Origin of the sequence: Acinetobacter nematophilus (assembly GCF_026344175.1) — a bacterium.
In the GTDB taxonomy this organism is placed as follows: domain Bacteria; phylum Pseudomonadota; class Gammaproteobacteria; order Pseudomonadales; family Moraxellaceae; genus Acinetobacter; species Acinetobacter nematophilus.
This window is the reverse complement of record NZ_JAPKMY010000002.1, coordinates 21,173-38,082: the sequence shown is the minus strand read 5'-3', so window position 1 is coordinate 38,082 and position 16,910 is coordinate 21,173. Positions and strand designations below refer to the sequence as shown.

The window sequence follows — 16,910 nt, the reverse complement described above, 5'->3', positions numbered from 1 at the left end:
AATCGCTGTGGATTTCTAAGCTGCTTTATGCTCCGTAAATTTCTGTAATAACAAGGCTCTAAAGTCTTGCTCCTTACAGCCTTCTTTTGCACAAATAAAAGCCCACGGTAAAACCACAGCATCTTTAATCAAATCTGCGACATCAAATACCAAAGCACCACGACGTGTTTTTCCGTGCATGACTGCAAATGAATGACTGATACCTAAAACCCAAAGTGTGGTTGCACTAAGACCATATGCTAAATAATTACCATGATTTAAAAAATCATTCGCCAAATCACCATGTTCAGGATTTCGCTCAAATTTAACCTTACAGCGTGTCGCAGCGATTTTATAAAACTGCTTGGTAGTCTGAGCTTCAGCGAGAAGTAAATCACCAACTTTAGACGTATTGGGAATCTTCTTTTCAAAACCACTTAAAGCTTGTTGAATATCCTGATCATCTAAATAAAAGCCTTCCGCCTGTAAATCCCGATCTTTTGCCCAAATTTTACGAATGTACTCAATCCGTGCAACCTGAAACTGTTTTGCAACCTCTAAGCGTTTCTTCTCATCAAACCAAAAACTCATCCAGCCTTGCATATATTCAGTTGGGCGATATTCACTTTGCGGTGTTAACCACTCAACTTCACTGCCTGAAAATAATGGCGTACCACCACCACCACAAAAACCAACCAAAACCCCTGCACTACATAGCATTCGCATTGCAGCTTGCGTGATTGATGTACCAGTTCCCAATAAAATAACTGTCGTATTGGCAATCGGAATATTCCAATACTGATTTTCATTTTTCGCTTCGGTAAGATATAAAACACGACCATCTTTTTGCATTACACGTGCATGTTCTAAGTAATAAAGATTTGCGCGTTTTGAATGTAATATTGCTTTTAAATCAGAGGGATTGAGTTGTTCCATGTGTTATACTCTTCTTACAAATAAGATTTTTCGTTTATCTGCTAACTCACTTGATATAAAGTTTTTCAGCAACAATTTTTTAGAAATATTTCAATATGAATCTTTTAGATGAATTGCTGATTTATTCAACTATAGGCTATTTTTCAAAATTTTTCTTTATTGAATCTCTGTTTTTTATAGAAATTATTTTATACTTTTTGATCAAATCTAATAAACGGATTACACCAGTCAAAGCTGAACATTGCAAGCCAATTGTTTAAAATAGCTTAAAATTATTCAAAAACTAGCAAAAAATATACTTCAGCAACAAGTCCTATAAACAACAATTAAAATAATTGATGATTTAACATCAAACAAATTTATATCATCAGTTATGTGAGTCACAAACATCGATTTTTTACAGCTATAGAAATCTAAGCTAACTTAAAAAAAAAGTATAAACACCTTACAAGTCTTTGAAATGACATTTAAAACTTGGATGTATATCCTCATCATCAGGTGTAATATTTTAAATTTGAATGACATTGAGTAATTGCAAAGTTATGATCAACTGTAGCCTCAATAGCGTATTTGATTTCGAATTGTTCTTTTACACTGATATTATGTTTAAACACAAATAAGCCAATAAAAAAATAGGCAAAAAATTATAAGTATTAAAATAAAAACAGGTTAAAAAAGCATTAAAAATGCTTTTTTAACTTTTTAACGATTATAAAGCTACAATATTAACAGCAGTTGGTCCTTTTTGACCTTGCGAAATACTGAACTCAACGGCTTGACCTTCTACAAGAGTTTTGAAACCAGAGCTTGTAATTTCACTAAAGTGTGCAAAAACATCAGGACCTGATTCTGGTTGAATGAATCCGAATCCTTTAGTCTCATTGAACCACTTCACAGTACCTTTAACAATTTTAGCGTTTGACATAATAAAACCTACTCATTTAAAAAAATTTAAGCCATTTTACAGACTATATGTAACATCGAAATAATAAAGAATGGAGCTTAAAATCTGAAAAAACGAAGAATTATTACTAAAACTGCGGTACTTAGAGAAAATTTACCAAACATGACTTTTTCTAGTTATGCTCACAATATCTCAAAACAACAAAATGATCAAGTTTCCTTATAATTATATTAGCTCTATCTATAAAATATGATATAAATGTTTTTAATTTATCAATATAGCAAGATAACCGTCTAAAAACATTAGTTAAATTTAAGCAAAACGAAGAAATATGATTTAACCAGCAAAAAATAGCCCCAATAAAATAATATGGGGCTATTTTTACCATGGGTTAGCGCGTTACTCTATCCCATGCATCTTTAACCGCATGTTTTGCTTCTTCCCATTTTAACCGAGACTCTCTTTTAGTCTTTTCCCATTGAAGTTTTAAATCCGCTTCAACTTCTTCAAACTTTGTTTCATAAGGGTAATTGCTTCTAGAAGTGTACCCTAAATGGTATGCGTCACGATAATCACGATCGTAATCCACATCATCATATAGGTTAATTGTTTCTTTGTAGTATGGGCGAGTATTATAAGTTTCACGCCAATAGACATCTTCGTCTGTTGGATTAACAGCCTCAGAAATGCTTTTCCCTGCTAATCCTCCCACAACTGCACCAACTACACCACCAACTGCAACACCGACGGGTCCCCCAACAGCCCCAATGGCTGCTCCACTGGCCGCTCCACCTGCTGCTCCGACACCAGTACCAATGGGATGTGCACCTGGCTCACCGGAAATAGGATCGGCATTTAATTGTTTACGTTGCTCTTTACTCATATTTTGAACAACTTCATTATCTATATTAGAATTTGACATATTTAATCCTCTAGTTTGATAAAAAATATTAATTCAATTAATCATTCAACGATAACCATCCTAGAGCAATTGTTTTCCTCCAACATTACTATTTGTTATATTTTTAAGAACAGTTTGTATAAAATAAAAAGCATCGAATAAATTTAAAAATCATTCAAAACCCCGCCAGTATTGATCAATATCTTTTTCAAAGCATTTAAAAAGATAATATTGAATTACAATATGACATATTAAGGACCTAATTATTATGAATTAAACACAAATCTCAATAAAATACGTATTTATGGTGATAAATTCCAACAATCGTACTCAAATAAAATACACAAAACGACCACTTTATTATCAACAAATGAATTAAATTAAAACCAATCCATCAATTAAGTAAAAAATAAAACTTAATAAAAAACATAGTGAGACTAAAATCACAATATCTTTATTTTAATCACACTTATTCAAGTATTACATTTTTAAACTAAATAACGTTTTAAATCTGACATGATTAACTCAATATAACTTAAAGCTTTAAAAAACTTACATCATGTGTTTTTATGCCATGCAAAGAGATCTTAAATTAAGTAATAAATAGGCAAATATTATGGGGAAACTTAATGCAAATGATATTAAATAATCGCGTCAGTAATTGCTTCCTATGGTATTTGGATTTGTAAAGTTGATCGAGGTGTTGGATTCAATCAAATTGACTGGTAGTGATGATCAACATCCTCAGACAGTAAGGATGGGCTTTGTGGATGATGAAATTTATTTAGATATAGCATAACAAATGTTTATCTTACCTGACTCTTGTTTGTAACAGTCCCATTGACCTTTCTTGTATCTTTTAGCGGGAAGAACATCTTCAGGAGTTGTACCTAAGTAAGGCTTACAATTACCCCCACAACTGGTCGATTGTTCAATCAAATATTCTTTTTGACCAAGTTCTAAATATACAAAACCACCACCAGAGCTTACCCCTCTTTGAATTGAACACGATTCCGCTTTTTTCTCATCAACCGTAAAACATTTACCTGAATAATCAGTGGTTTTATAAGCAAAACTTGATGTAGATAATATTGTAAGGGTGAACGGTAATATCCATTTCATTTCTATTGCATCCATATAAAACAAAACCCCGCAATGCGAGGTCTAGACAGTGGTAATATACACAATCACCAATTTGAAATAAATTTTGCCCTACACTGTATATACAGTCAAGTTGCTTGTAGGTCAATAAAAGCCTGCTTTGAAGCTCAAAGATATTTTTTAATTCAACCTGATGAATAGCTTATTTGCTATTGAATATATTTTCTCATTGGTCTGCTTATTCAATTTATAGAAATATGCAACCAGTCCGATAAACAACAAAGCATATATGATTACAATCCACAAATAGTGAATCACACCAATTAATAATGAATGATTAACGGCTGCGGCATCAATGTTAAATCCAAAGTTGTTTGCATAGCGACTCCCAAAAAGAAATAGACAGTATATAAGTACAGGTAGCGCTAAAAGCCCTGTTCCTAAATTTGCTAATTTTCTTTTTTCGTAAAGGCTACGGAATTCATTCTCCCCAAGATACTTTTCAATTTCAATCACTTGATCATTGAGATCATCTTTTGAGCTTAGTGGAAGACGATGTTGATCAATAGCATAATGTAATTTTTTTAATAATTCAGCGTTATCTAATGATTCACTCAAAATTTGAAAATTATTCATAATACCGTTTCATTTTTTGCGAAAATGCAATGTTATTACCTAATCTCCCAATTATCCTATATTTTTACAGAACAACTACTTTGTGATTACGCAGATTTCATTGATTTAAAAAATTAATCTTAAAAAGTTCAATAAAAAGTGCTAAATTTTTCTATACTGTAAAGTAAAATGGCATTTGGCATTATTGATCCTATCTTTTAACAGTGAATTTATGCGAACTTATAAAATAAAATACTATATATTGATAATGCTTTGTACAGCAGTAAGTAACTTTGTTTATAGCTGTGAACCTGCTACCCCAGATTGGCTCAGACTTTTTCAAGCTGCTGATAAAAATAAAAATAATTTCATCGAAAAAAATGATTGGTTGACTTTAAATCTATTAAAAGAGCCAATCCCCTGGATAGCTCCACCGTCAAAAAATGACCCTAAACGGTTGAGTATATTCGATAAATTAGATGATGATAAGAATGGAAAACTCAATAAAAATGAGTTTGGTGAAGGTGTCTATACTTACTATTTTACAAATCCATGTGCTGAATTAGAATATCAAGACCAAATTAAACCAGATTCTATTTGGTATAAATTTAAGAATATTTTATTTAAAAATTAATCACGACTGAATATAAATAGTGTGTTTGAAAAATCTAAACTGTGAGGTGTAGTATAACTTCATTCACCATAAATGCAATAAGCTATATGCCTTACGTAAAGTCAAATAAAATACTTAAAACTTTAATTTTCCGAAGGCTCACATGTCTTTCCAAGCTTGGAAAGTTTTTCTGAATACTCCACATAATCTTCAACATGTTCTAAACTTGACTCCACTATGGATTCCTTGGTTTCATTAAAATTATAGGTCTTGTTATATTCATCGATATTTGCCAGTAAAAATTCGAAATGCCTCAGGATACTTTTTTTCATTGCACAATTATTCTGAATTACCCAGATACGCTGTGACTCATTCAGATCGTCTCCTTCATGAGAATCATTAAATTCGACTAGTCTGTCAATGATAGATGTATATGAATAGACAGATTTATTCATCTTCTTCTCAAATTCAGATGCTTTGGATTCACTATTCGAGATAATCAGCAACGGGATTATAAATATAATTTTTTTAATAATTTCATCCTTTTGAAATATTTAATTTATCTTCACGTCAAACATAAAAAACCGACATGAATTTTAACATTTTTAAAAAATATTTCTGTATTTATCGTGAAATTGAGTTTTAACTAAAATTTACGGTATGATTATCATAATTTATAACATTATTTTTTCAATGTCTGAAAATCAACTCACTCTGAGTGAATATTTATCTACAGTTCAAGAAGTTATACGTGTAGCTTTTGATGAGTCGGTCTGGGTAAAAGCTGAAATTAGAAACCTTAGTCTTAAAGGTGGTCATTACTATCTAGAACTCGCTGAAAAAGAAGAAGGTACAGATAAAGTTATAGCTAGCTGTAAAGCAACAATTTGGAAATTCAGTGCTGCAAAAATGGTTCTGAAATTCGAACGTGAAAGCGGTATAGAGTTATCTCGCGATTTAAACGTATTAATTAAAGTCAAAGCTGTATTTAGTCCCCAATACGGCTTTTCTGTGAATATTGAAGCAATTGATTCCAGTTACACACTTGGTGATATTGCACGACGGTACCAACAAATTTTAGAGAGATTAACTGCTGAAGGATTAATTCATAAAAATAAATCCATTCCAATACCCTTTGATATCCAGAATGTTTTAGTCATAGCTCCTGAAAATGCTGCAGGTTTAGGGGACTTTAAGAAAGATGCTGATACCCTTGATAACGCGGGAGTTTGTCATTTTATTTATCACACAGCGACGTTTCAAGGTAACACAGCAGCACTCAGTATTGCTGAATCTTTATCAAATGCTTTACGTAAGTGGGCTAAGGAATATGAAAAGGCGCCAGATCTGATTGTAATCATTCGTGGAGGTGGCGCTGTGAATGATTTGGCTTATCTTAACGACTATGATTTAGCTGCCCTCCTCTGTAAACGTTCAGTTCCTGTATGGGTCGGTATCGGGCATGAGAAAGATAGAACAATCTTAGATGAAATTGCTCATCGTTCATTTGATACACCCAGTAAGGTGATCGGTGGAATTCGAAACCTGATTGCAGATCGTGTTCAAGATGTATTAGAGTCCTTTAACAAGATCAAGCTTTTATCTCAACATCAAATTTCCGCTTATCAAAGTCGAAATGATCAATATATGAAAGTGATTAAAACGCTGTCCCATGGTCAGATCAATGAGGTAAATAAGCACTTAGATTTGATGAAAGATACAATTCAATATTTAGCTCAACAGCAACTTAAATTAGCTTCAACACAAATTGACGGCTTGCTTCGAGAAACTTTATTGCAGAATCCCAAAAATATTATGGCTAAGGGCTATGGTATTGTAAGAAGTAATAACCGTGCCATTCGATCTATTCAACACATTTCAAATGAGAGCATCCAGGTAGAATTACAGGATGGTACTATCGATGCGAAAGTAATACAGGTACAAAGTAATGACTAAAAAAGAATTAACTTTCAAAGAAGGTTATGACGTTCTTAAGAAAAATGCAGAATTATTAGAATCTCAAGAAGAGCCTGATATCGATAATTTAATGAAAATTGTTGAAGAGTCTATGTCAGCTTATAAGGCCTGCAAATCACGTGTAGATGCGGTTCAACAGGCTTTAAATGAGACGTTTAAAGAGTAATTAATCAAGTAAATGATATTGTTTTTGCACCTTGAATAAATCCAATAGTGATTATTCCATAGATCATAGTTCCAATAATAAAGAACACTCGTCGAGGGACTTTTCTATGATTTTTAATCATTGTATTAGCAGAATGTATCAATGAAAAAAATGATGAACCAACTAATGAAAGGTTAAAAATAATCATTAGACATAAATTTGTTAAATTCACAATCCCAATAAATTCTAAAGTTATTAAATAGTTGCGAAAATAATAAACTGCGAAAAATAAAATTATAATAAAAAAAATAGAGAAAATTATTGCAATTTTTTTGGTTCCATTATCAACGGCATACATTGCAATCATCAATGTAATTAAATATGAAATTATTAAAAATATATCTAATAGAAAAATACTTTTGTTTATAGCAATAATAAATTTTGAAAAAAGTATACAAGCAATTAAAATAGCAATCAAAGTTGATTGATTTACTACAAATTTTAGAAATTCATCTTTCAGATCAAACTTTGTGCTTGATTCAGCTTGATCTATATAATTAACTTCAGAAAAGGCATCTTGTAATTCAATAAGTCCATCGGATTTAATTTCGAAAATATTTCCATCTTTCTCCCAAAGTTTCTCATCAAAGATTTTTTTGATTTTCTTTCCATATGGCTCTCTGATATCTATAATCAATAATAGTCTCGCTCTGAATTCACTTTTTTTACTCACATAGCAGCATTTCCCATCTAATTGAGAAATTTCACTTAACCAGCTCTTCAATTCATTTTTTGAAGTTAGTAAATTGGTTTTTAAATTTTCCCTGTTCATTTATATATCTTCTAAAAGCATTATAGAAATTATATCAAATCCAAAGGCTTAAACCTTTAAAATACTCAACTAAACTTAATAAACCAAATTTACTATATTATCCATAGCAATAGTGATTTGATCCTAGCCAAAATTGAAGATAGATTTTTATAATTTAAAATCTATCTTCTTTGACAAATTTAAGAGTCTTTAAAAGTTATAAACCAGCATCACATTTAAGAGCTTGTTCCACTTACCATCATCACCTGCAGCAAGTGAGCTATCAGTACCACCTACAAATGGATCATTTTTACTCATCAAATATTCCGTGTAGAGCGAAACATTTTTGTAGTTCCATGCCACACCCACAATGTTGCGCTGTGAGTCATCAAAACCCTGTTGTTTCTTGTTGAAACCGCTAAACACAACATAGGGGGTGACGTTGAGTGAATCTTTTACATTCTTAAAGGTGTAACTGATGTCTACTGTGTAGAAATAACCTTTGTTGGCAATGTCGTATTCACCATCAAAGGAACCAAAAGTAGAGTTTGTTGGGCTTAAGGCATCTTTGTTACTAATCGCCTGTCTGCCACCTGTCAATACCACATTCAGGTTTTTATAGTTGATACGGTTAAACACAGCCCATGTTTTTCGATTTCCATCGGCAGATGTCTTTTTATTTTCAATATCTGAGTACCAGTAGCTTCCCCCAACCGATACTTTTAAATCATCTGTACTTAAAAACTTAAGGTCTTGATCAACACGTGCCATCCACATATTTTTTTCATTTAGGTTGGTTTTAAGTGGATCAGATGAAGTGACGACATTGGCGGTATAGCGCGCAGAGTCTTTACTTGTTCCGTGATAGTTACCACCGTCAGTTGCGAAATATGCGAGATCAATTTTAGTGGCTGAAGGTAATTCAAAGTGATAGTTTACGCCCAAGTCCAGTGCGTCTTGCAGGCCCATGGTATTGTTAATACCAGCATAGAAACTAGTGTCCCAATAACGGTCTGGACCAAAAGGAATTGGCTGTAAACCGACCGTAATATTATCGATCGTATTTAACCGGTAGCCTGCATAGGCTTGTACCAAGGTCGAAAAATCGCAAAATTTATCGTATTGATAGCAGCGGTATTGGGCTTTACCAAACCAGTCGGGTGATTCATAAGCCACATTTAGAATTGCCGCATCGAACTTAATTTTCTGATCAGAAGTAGACTCACTATAATATTTATCTTGATATTTGGCTCGTAAAGTTCCAGAAACTGTGACTGCCCCTAGTTCAGTTTTTGCGTTACCGAAAGTCACTTCAGCAAAAACTGGAACTGAAAGACCTACAGTAAAAAGACTAATGCCTATATTTACATATACTTTTTTCATTATTTCATCCATGTTAAGAAATAAACTTTTCCTTCATTCAGAGATTTATTTCCCATAAATCTGAATGTGTTTTTTAACCATAGCCCCCTTAGGGACTATGGTTACCTAAAAAATTAAAATGAAGCGTTGATATAACTCTACATATTTGGATAGTTAGGACCACCACCACCTTCCGGCGCTATCCATGTGATGTTCTGAGATGGGTCTTTAATGTCACAGGTCTTACAGTGAACACAGTTCGCTGCGTTAATCTGGAAACGTTTAGAGCCATCATCATTTTCCATGATCTCGTAAACACCAGCAGGGCAATAGCGCTGTGCAGGCTCATTCCATTTCGGTAAGTTCACATTCACTGGAATTGACGGATCAGTAAGCTTCAAGTGAGCTGGCTGATTTTCTTCATGAACAGTGTTTGAGATAAACACAGAGGACAAACGGTCAAAGGTTAACTTGCCATCTGGTTTTAAATAGTTTGGTTTGAAGCTGGTTGCATCAACAGTTTTTAATGCAGCGAAGTCTTGCTTCAAGTCATGTAAAGTGAATGGCACTTTAAAGACATTCTGGTCGATAAAATTAAATGTACCACCAATCCACTGACCAAATTTATGCATTGCTGGGCCAAAGTTACGAGAGCTGTAAAGCTCTTCTTTTAACCAACTGTTGTTAAATTTGTCAGTGTATGGAGTTAATTCTTTAGTGAATAAATCTTCGCCTTCAGTAACACGTGCAGTGGCAAGGTCACCGCCTTTTTCTACACCAGCAGCAATTGCTTCAAATACAGCTTCACCACATAACATGCCTGATTTCATGGCAGTGTGTGAGCCTTTGATTTTTGCAAAGTTTAAGAAACCTGCATCATCACCAATCAAGCAGCCGCCAGGGAAAGTCAATTTAGGTAATGAGTTGAAACCGCCTTTCACTACAGCACGTGCGCCGTAAGAAATACGTTTACCACCTTCTAAATACTGTTTAATCAGTGGGTGTGTTTTCCAGCGCTGCATTTCCATAAATGGATACATGTGTGGGTTTTCGTACGATAAGTCCACGATCATACCCAAAGTAACTTGGTTGTTTTCAGCGTGGTATAACCACCAGCCGCCTGAAGAAGCTGTTTCAGCCAATGGCCAGCCAGCACCGTGCATGACTAAGCCCGGCTTATGTTTTGCTGGGTCAATTTCCCAAAGCTCTTTAATCCCGATACCGTAGTGCTGCGGATCGGCATCTTTATCGAGGTTGTATTTCGCAATCAGGCGTTTGCCTAAGTGACCACGGCAACCTTCAGCAAAGAGCGTGTATTTAGCGTGAAGTTCATAGCCCGGAGTAAAGTTATGCGTCGGTTCGCCATCTTTACCAATACCCATGTCACCCGTTTGAATACCTTTTACAGTACCGTCTTCATGGTAAAGTACTTCAGATGCAGCAAAGCCAGGGAAGATAGAAACTTCTAGTTCTTCAGCTTTTTGACCTAACCAGCGAACCACGTTACCTAACGAAATAATGTAGTTACCTTCATTGTGCATGGTTTTAGGAACCATCCAGTGAGGTACTTCTTTAGAAGTGGTGTCTGAAAGCAAGAAGAATGTCTTATCTTCAGTTACCGGGACATTAAGCGGCGCGCCTTCATCTATCCAGTTCGGTAAAAGTTCATTGATGGCACATGGCTCAAGCACAGCACCAGACAAGATATGCGCACCTACTTCAGAGCCTTTTTCAACGACACAAACAGAAAGATCGGGTAAGCTATTTTCAATCGCTAATTGACGGATCTTAATCGCAGCAGACAGACCGGCAGGTCCTGCACCTACGATGACAACGTCAAACTCCATCGATTCACGTTCGATGTGTTCCATATAATCTCCGATCAATCGGTTTGAATAGAATATTCCTTTTCACAGTCAAACCGATGATATTTAATAAAATTTATCTAGTTATGCACTAAATTCAAGGTGCAAAAAACCTTTGGCTTTTATGCAAGCCAACTTTTAACTAGATAAAAATTAAGTCACTAAAAAACGTTGAATATATTTCAACTCAATTCGAATACCCCTATTAGAAATCTAATAGTTTTCCAGGGTTCATAATCAAGTTGGGATCAAACACTTTTTTAAGTGCTTTCATATATTCAATTTCTTGCTCACTTCGACTAAATTCAAGATAAGGTTTCTTTGTCATACCGACCCCATGTTCAGCAGATATAGAACCATCGAATTTATTTACCACCTCAAAAACATATGAGTTGACGATTTCACATTTTGCAAAGAAGTCTTCATGACTTAAATTTGCAGGCTTTAAGATATTTAAATGAAGATTTCCATCACCAATATGACCAAACCAGCATGTTTCAAAATCTGGATAATTGTTTGCTACGATAGAATCAATTTCAGCAATAAAATCTGGTACATGGGTAATTAAAACGGAAATATCATTTTTATAAGGTGTTAAGGCTGAGATAGATTCAGAAATATCTTCTCTTAAACGCCATAGATTTTGAGCTTGTTCTAGAGATTGGCTCATAATGCCATCCAAAACCCATCCCTGTTCCATACAATGCTCAAAAATTTGTATAGCTTTATCAATTACAGGCTCATATCGAGCTTCAAACTCTAACAACACATAGAAAGGACAAGAAGTTTCAAATGGGCATTGTACTAGTCCATGATCTAATACTTTCTGCATAGCCAAATCATTAAAAAATTCAAAGGCAGTTAAATCTATTTCCTTCCTAAAGGCATGCATAATTGGCATGACTGATTCAAAATCAGGCACTCCAAGTACCAATACCTGTAAATCTTGTGGTTGGCGATCAAGACGAATTTCAGCTTCCGTTACAATGCCCAGCGTCCCTTCACCACCAATAAATAAATGATGTAAAGCATAGCCTGTAGCATTCTTGATCATGCCTTTATTTAACCGAAGAATATCGCCTTTTCCAGTAACAACTGTAAGACCTAATATCCAATTACGCGTCATACCATATTTAATAACTTTGATTCCACCAGCATTGGTTGCAATATTTCCACCCACTTGGCTTGAACCTGCTGAAGCAAAATCTACTGGATAATACATACCCTGCTCTTCTGCATAATCTTGCAATTGTTCTGTCACTACACCAGCTTGAATGCGGACCATTCTATCAGCTGGGAAAAACTCCAAAATCTGGTTCATTTTGTCCAGGCTTATGACTATCTCACCATTATGAGCAACTGCACCTGCCGATAACCCAGTCCGACCACCAGACGGGGTTATCGCAATTCCATGATGGTTAGCAAGCTTAACAATTGCCTGTACCTGTTCTGTTGATGAGGGAAATACAATCGCCGAAGCATGTGGAGCAAAATATTTCGTATGATCTTTACCCCAATTTTGTAGGCTATCCGCATCAGTTTTTACGCGGTTTTCACCAACAATATTTTTTAATGCATCAAGTACATCTGGTGGTAATAAAAAGCTATTCATCCTAAATCGCCTCTGAGAGAGTCATGGTATTCATTCAAATCCACTACTAATCTGAAAAAACTTAGTCATGGTGACTTCTTATTCAGAGCTTAAAGGAGTTGAATAAGAAGTCTCGTTCACTGCTCTATGCAAGTTGATATGTTGTTTTAACTTTGGTAAAAAACTGTCTTGCATAAGTACCTTGTTCACGAGGTCCTAGACTTGAGCCTTTATTTCCACCAAAGGCGACATGGTAATCAACGCCTGCTGTCGCCAAGTTAACCATCACCATACCTGCGGATGAACGGCGTTTAAAATCTTCAGCATATTTCAATGAAGCTGTGACGATACCCGCCGACAAACCAAATGGTGTATCTTCTGCTGCGGCAAAAGCTTCTTCAAAATTCTCAACTTTCAACACACACAATACTGGGCCGAAAATTTCTTCTCGATAAATTCGCATTTCCGGTGTCACGTCGGTAAATATTGCTGGGGTAAAATAAAAGCCACCTTCTTCACTTTGAAGATGTTCACCACCACAAAGTAACGTTGCACCTTCATCCAAACCTGCTTGTACATAAGTCAGGTTTTGTTTGAGCTGTTTAGAATCAACAACTGGACCAATATCAGTTTCTGCTTTTGCAGCATTGCCAATCTTTAATGAACGAGTCTTTTCTTCTAAACGTTTAATGAATGACTCATAAATTCCCGCTGTAACAATTACACGTGAACTTGCTGTACAACGTTGACCAGTTGAGAAAAATGAACCTTGTAATGCAACATCTACTGCTGTGTCTAAATCTGCATCATCTAGTACAACTAAAGGATTTTTTCCACCCATTTCAAGCTGAACACGGACCAAACGCGAAGCTGCAATTTCAGCGACTTGTCGTCCTGTACCTTCAGACCCCGTAAAAGTAATCGCATTGACATCTGGCGAACGAATAATAGTATCGCCAACTTTACGGCCTGGACCAATTAGCATGTTAAATACACCAGCAGGTAAACCAGAACGAGAAATGATTTCTGCTAAAGCCCATGCAGATGAAGGTACAAGCTCTGCTGGCTTAAATACGACAGTATTACCAAAACATAATGCAGGCGCTATTTTCCATGCAGGAATCGCAATAGGGAAATTCCATGGACTGATAATTCCCACCACTCCAACCGCTTGGGTATAAACATCGATTCCAACCTGATCACGTACTGAATTATATTTTTCACCCACAGCACGTAAGGCTTCTTGTGCGTAGAACTTAAAAGAACGCCCTGCTCGATCAACTTCACCTAATGCTTCTTTAAAGATTTTTCCCTCTTCTAAAGACAGCAGTTTAGCTAACTCTTCTCGTCGTTCTAAAATTTCAGTACCAATACGATCAAGAACGTCTGCACGTAATTGAGGATTACTGTTTGCCCATTCTTTACTCGCCGCCTTTGCCGCAGCAATTGCCTGATGAGTTAAAGCTTCATCTGCACGAGCAAAACGATCAACAATTTCATTCGGATTAGATGGATTAATATTTTCCAGAATATCTTCTGTACCTTGGCAAACAACGAATTCGCCATTTACATAACTGGTTTTCATTACGCGTGACATAATTCTTCCTTTTTAACGACAGAAGCAGGTGTTTTACCTTGAGCAAAATCAATAATATTTTGGACAGTACGATTAATTAATGTCTGCATGGCATCTTCACTGCTCCATGCAACATGTGGATTTAAAATAAAGTTCGGATAGTCAATAATCTGAAATAAAGGATCATGAGGCTGAATCGGTTCCTCAACAGAACCATCAAGTGCAGCACCACCAATTCGTTTATTCTGAATCGCTTCGATAAGTGCTGGTTCATTCACAATACCGCCACGAGCGGCATTAATTAAAATTGCATCTTCCTTCATTAGAGCAATTTCAGCAAAACCAATCATATCTTTAGTTTCTTTAGTGAGTGGACAACATAGAGACACCACATCACTGGTCGATAAAATTTCTTCAAAACTAAAGAATTCATTTCCTTGATATTTTCCATTTCGATCAAAGAAACGGACTCTCATTCCAACAGCGGTTGCTAACTCAGCAAGTCGTTTTGCAATTGTGCCATGCCCAATAATGCCTAGGACCTGACCACGAACATCTCGAATTCGATAATCAAAATAAATGTTACGTGGCTCTGTCTCAGCTTTTGAGACTTTATTCAATAATTGGTGATAACTTGCAGTTTGACGATTGAGTGAAAAAATCATCGCTATAACATGTTCAGCAACAGTATTTTGAGCATAGCCAGGCACATTAGTAACCATAATGCCGTGTTCGTGGCAATAATCCAGATCGACACCATCCGTTCCCGTAAGTGCAATCGAAATCATTTTCAATTTTGGTAATTGTGCTAAATGTTCTTTACGTAATGGCACACTACATGTCATCACAATCGTTGCATCTTTTAGACGCTCAACTACTTGTTCAGGATTTGTATAAGGGTAACTTGCCCAAGTATGCGGAAATGTAAACTCTGGTAATTTAACCGTCGGGCCAATGCCTTCATTATCTAAAAAAACAATATGATGCTTCATCTTTCTCATCCATTCCTGATGTATTTATTCGTTACTAACTCTTACTTTTTCTTAGGCGCATAACCTGCAGGGGCCAGACTCACTAAAAAGTTAGTGATTGGGCCAGCATCTCGATCCTGATCTTCCAGTGTTTCTTTTCTTACTAAAGCATCACGAACCCAGTGTGCTCCGATATAACAGAATGGCTCAGGTGGTAATAACTTCATCTTTTGCTCAACGAGACCACAGTTCGCCCATTCATCATTGGCATCTTCTACTAATGATTTGATGATACGGCTAGCAAATACCGTTGTACCTACACCATTTCCTGAGAAGCCAATTCCAAAAATAATATTTTTATGCCCACCTAAATGACCAAAGTTAGGCAAGCCTTTCATTGCACGGTCAAGTGGCCCAGTCCAACTGCTTATGACTGGTATATCTTCTAATTCTGGATAGAAAGAACGCATCTCTGCTTCAACACCTGCAGCAGCTGGTGATGGTTTTTCATAGAGATCACCGATTTTTCCACCAAAAGCGAATTCGCCTAATGGTTTACCAAAAATGATGCGACCTTGTGGTGTATTACGCCAATAATTCAAAATGGTACGTGAGTCCATAACACACTCCCCACCACTAAAACCAAGCTCATTCAGGCGCTCTTTAGCTGGTGCGGTTGCTACCATGTCGCTCGACATCACCATAATCATGCGACGTAGTTCAGGAAATTGAGCTCCCCAAGCATTCATTGCAATAACGACTTTATTGGCTTCAACCTTACCTTTTTCGGTATGTACTACTGGACGTTCACTACGCTCCAATCGGGTCATCGGTGTTTTTTCATAAATAATGATGCCTAACTCAACAGCAACACGACGCAAACCACGTGCCAAAAATGCTGGCTGAATTGTTGCTGCATTTGAATCAAATACACCGCCCAACATACGCTTAGAACCAGAACGGTGTTGTGCTTCCTCTTTAGAAATCACTTTAAATGGATTGACATTATGTTTTTCAAGCTCTCTTGTTAAACCGAGCCATGAATCCATTTGTCGTTTGTTACTCGCTGTCCACAACAAACCATCTTTACGAAATTGAGCATCGATATTATTTTCACGGCAAAAATCTCCCATTTCATCAATAGCAGACTCGGCAGCTTCACAAATACGGCGTGCTTCTTTTTCACCGCAAATTTCCACTAAAGATAAGTATTTAGGCCACCAGTTATTAACAAAACCACCATTACGGCCACTTGCACCTGACCCGCAACGGTCCTGCTCAACAACGACAATTTTCATATTAGGATGGGCTTTTTTAAGCCGAATTGCCGACCATAGTCCTAAATAACCACCACCAATAATACAAACATCGGCTTTAACATTTCCTTGTAAGGCCGGAGAAAGTGCACTTTCACGATCTAACGCCTCTGCATACCAAAATCCACGGTACATAATTCGCCTCATTAAAATTTGTTTTCCTGTATAAGATTTTGGACATGAGATGATTTATGCGATATCAAGAAAATGACAATAATTATGAAAAGTTGGCAAACCTATTCTTATA

General features: G+C 35.9%; 16 protein-coding genes. 3 read left to right on the top strand and 13 right to left on the bottom strand.

Going from position 1 to position 16,910, the window contains the following annotated elements:
- Positions 1-15 precede the first annotated feature (15 nt).
- The 5 genes from cas1f to OSH00_RS03885 all read right to left on the bottom strand — a co-directional run bounded on the left by cas1f (position 16) and on the right by OSH00_RS03885 (position 4,457).
- Positions 16-915 (bottom strand): type I-F CRISPR-associated endonuclease Cas1f, encoded by a 900-nt coding sequence (gene cas1f, locus OSH00_RS03905; RefSeq protein WP_266129334.1) that lies wholly within the window; start codon positions 913-915, stop codon positions 16-18.
- 709 nt (positions 916-1,624) lie between these two features.
- Positions 1,625-1,840 carry a cold-shock protein gene (locus OSH00_RS03900; RefSeq protein WP_196075457.1) on the bottom strand — a complete coding sequence of 72 codons (216 nt, stop codon included), beginning with the start codon at positions 1,838-1,840 and terminating at the stop codon, positions 1,625-1,627.
- Positions 1,841-2,210: 370 nt separating this feature from the next.
- Positions 2,211-2,741, bottom strand: a complete 531-nt coding sequence (locus OSH00_RS03895; protein ID WP_266129333.1) for a hypothetical protein — start codon at positions 2,739-2,741, stop codon at positions 2,211-2,213.
- Positions 2,742-3,500: 759 nt separating this feature from the next.
- Positions 3,501-3,857 (bottom strand): hypothetical protein, encoded by a 357-nt coding sequence (locus OSH00_RS03890; RefSeq protein WP_266129332.1) that lies wholly within the window; start codon positions 3,855-3,857, stop codon positions 3,501-3,503.
- Between the two features lie 144 nt (positions 3,858-4,001).
- Positions 4,002-4,457: a DUF6097 family protein gene (locus tag OSH00_RS03885; protein ID WP_266129331.1), complete on the bottom strand. Its 456-nt coding sequence runs from the start codon at positions 4,455-4,457 to the stop codon at positions 4,002-4,004.
- 211 nt (positions 4,458-4,668) lie between these two features.
- Between OSH00_RS03885 and OSH00_RS03880 the strand changes: the two genes are divergently transcribed.
- Entirely contained in the window at positions 4,669-5,070 is a 402-nt protein-coding gene (locus OSH00_RS03880; RefSeq protein WP_266129330.1) for an EF-hand domain-containing protein, read from the top strand.
- Between the two features lie 122 nt (positions 5,071-5,192).
- Here OSH00_RS03880 and OSH00_RS03875 read toward each other — a convergent pair whose 3' ends face one another.
- Complete coding sequence (locus OSH00_RS03875; protein WP_266129329.1) at positions 5,193-5,504, bottom strand: hypothetical protein; 312 nt, start codon at positions 5,502-5,504, stop codon at positions 5,193-5,195.
- Between the two features lie 238 nt (positions 5,505-5,742).
- Between OSH00_RS03875 and xseA the strand changes: the two genes are divergently transcribed.
- Positions 5,743-7,005: an exodeoxyribonuclease VII large subunit gene (xseA, locus tag OSH00_RS03870; RefSeq protein WP_266129839.1), complete on the top strand. Its 1,263-nt coding sequence runs from the start codon at positions 5,743-5,745 to the stop codon at positions 7,003-7,005.
- Positions 6,998-7,192 carry an exodeoxyribonuclease VII small subunit gene (gene xseB, locus OSH00_RS03865; RefSeq protein ID WP_196075362.1) on the top strand — a complete coding sequence of 65 codons (195 nt, stop codon included), beginning with the start codon at positions 6,998-7,000 and terminating at the stop codon, positions 7,190-7,192. Before xseA ends, xseB begins: the two co-directional genes overlap by 8 nt.
- A 4-nt stretch (positions 7,193-7,196) precedes the next feature.
- Here the strand turns inward: xseB and OSH00_RS03860 are convergent, their stop codons facing one another.
- The 7 genes from OSH00_RS03860 to OSH00_RS03830 all read right to left on the bottom strand — a co-directional run bounded on the left by OSH00_RS03860 (position 7,197) and on the right by OSH00_RS03830 (position 16,798).
- Positions 7,197-8,003 (bottom strand): hypothetical protein, encoded by an 807-nt coding sequence (locus OSH00_RS03860; protein WP_266129328.1) that lies wholly within the window; start codon positions 8,001-8,003, stop codon positions 7,197-7,199.
- A 189-nt stretch (positions 8,004-8,192) separates the two neighbouring features.
- Positions 8,193-9,365 carry a hypothetical protein gene (locus OSH00_RS03855; protein ID WP_266129327.1) on the bottom strand — a complete coding sequence of 391 codons (1,173 nt, stop codon included), beginning with the start codon at positions 9,363-9,365 and terminating at the stop codon, positions 8,193-8,195.
- A 137-nt stretch (positions 9,366-9,502) separates the two neighbouring features.
- On the bottom strand, positions 9,503-11,215 hold the full coding sequence (locus OSH00_RS03850; RefSeq protein ID WP_266129326.1) for an electron transfer flavoprotein-ubiquinone oxidoreductase: 1,713 nt from the start codon (positions 11,213-11,215) through the stop codon (positions 9,503-9,505).
- A gap of 199 nt (positions 11,216-11,414) precedes the next feature.
- Complete coding sequence (locus OSH00_RS03845) at positions 11,415-12,821, bottom strand: FAD-binding oxidoreductase (protein WP_266129325.1); 1,407 nt, start codon at positions 12,819-12,821, stop codon at positions 11,415-11,417.
- A 124-nt stretch (positions 12,822-12,945) separates the two neighbouring features.
- Positions 12,946-14,397 (bottom strand): aldehyde dehydrogenase family protein, encoded by a 1,452-nt coding sequence (locus OSH00_RS03840; RefSeq protein ID WP_266129324.1) that lies wholly within the window; start codon positions 14,395-14,397, stop codon positions 12,946-12,948.
- Positions 14,385-15,368, bottom strand: coding sequence for an NAD(P)-dependent oxidoreductase (locus OSH00_RS03835; RefSeq protein WP_266129323.1), 984 nt, complete (start codon positions 15,366-15,368; stop codon positions 14,385-14,387). Before OSH00_RS03835 ends, OSH00_RS03840 begins: the two co-directional genes overlap by 13 nt.
- A gap of 41 nt (positions 15,369-15,409) precedes the next feature.
- Positions 15,410-16,798, bottom strand: coding sequence for an NAD(P)/FAD-dependent oxidoreductase (locus OSH00_RS03830; RefSeq protein WP_266129322.1), 1,389 nt, complete (start codon positions 16,796-16,798; stop codon positions 15,410-15,412).
- Positions 16,799-16,910: the final 112 nt, after the last annotated feature.

Bases quoted from the DNA above. Each gene is read 5' to 3' on its own strand.
- xseA (WP_266129839.1), top strand. From the start codon at position 5,743: ATGTCTGAAAATCAACTCACTCTGAGTGAATATTTATCTACAGTTCAA.
- OSH00_RS03890 (WP_266129332.1), bottom strand. From the start codon at position 3,857: ATGGATGCAATAGAAATGAAATGGATATTACCGTTCACCCTTACAATA.
- OSH00_RS03900 (WP_196075457.1), bottom strand. From the start codon at position 1,840: ATGTCAAACGCTAAAATTGTTAAAGGTACTGTGAAGTGGTTCAATGAG.
- OSH00_RS03850 (WP_266129326.1), bottom strand. From the start codon at position 11,215: ATGGAACACATCGAACGTGAATCGATGGAGTTTGACGTTGTCATCGTA.
- OSH00_RS03880 (WP_266129330.1), top strand. From the start codon at position 4,669: ATGCGAACTTATAAAATAAAATACTATATATTGATAATGCTTTGTACA.
- OSH00_RS03855 (WP_266129327.1), bottom strand. From the start codon at position 9,365: ATGAAAAAAGTATATGTAAATATAGGCATTAGTCTTTTTACTGTAGGT.
- OSH00_RS03860 (WP_266129328.1), bottom strand. From the start codon at position 8,003: ATGAACAGGGAAAATTTAAAAACCAATTTACTAACTTCAAAAAATGAA.
- OSH00_RS03845 (WP_266129325.1), bottom strand. From the start codon at position 12,821: ATGAATAGCTTTTTATTACCACCAGATGTACTTGATGCATTAAAAAAT.
- OSH00_RS03830 (WP_266129322.1), bottom strand. From the start codon at position 16,798: ATGTACCGTGGATTTTGGTATGCAGAGGCGTTAGATCGTGAAAGTGCA.
- OSH00_RS03840 (WP_266129324.1), bottom strand. From the start codon at position 14,397: ATGTCACGCGTAATGAAAACCAGTTATGTAAATGGCGAATTCGTTGTT.
- xseB (WP_196075362.1), top strand. From the start codon at position 6,998: ATGACTAAAAAAGAATTAACTTTCAAAGAAGGTTATGACGTTCTTAAG.
- OSH00_RS03885 (WP_266129331.1), bottom strand. From the start codon at position 4,457: ATGAATAATTTTCAAATTTTGAGTGAATCATTAGATAACGCTGAATTA.
- OSH00_RS03875 (WP_266129329.1), bottom strand. From the start codon at position 5,504: ATGAATAAATCTGTCTATTCATATACATCTATCATTGACAGACTAGTC.
- OSH00_RS03835 (WP_266129323.1), bottom strand. From the start codon at position 15,368: ATGAAGCATCATATTGTTTTTTTAGATAATGAAGGCATTGGCCCGACG.
- cas1f (WP_266129334.1), bottom strand. From the start codon at position 915: ATGGAACAACTCAATCCCTCTGATTTAAAAGCAATATTACATTCAAAA.
- OSH00_RS03895 (WP_266129333.1), bottom strand. From the start codon at position 2,741: ATGTCAAATTCTAATATAGATAATGAAGTTGTTCAAAATATGAGTAAA.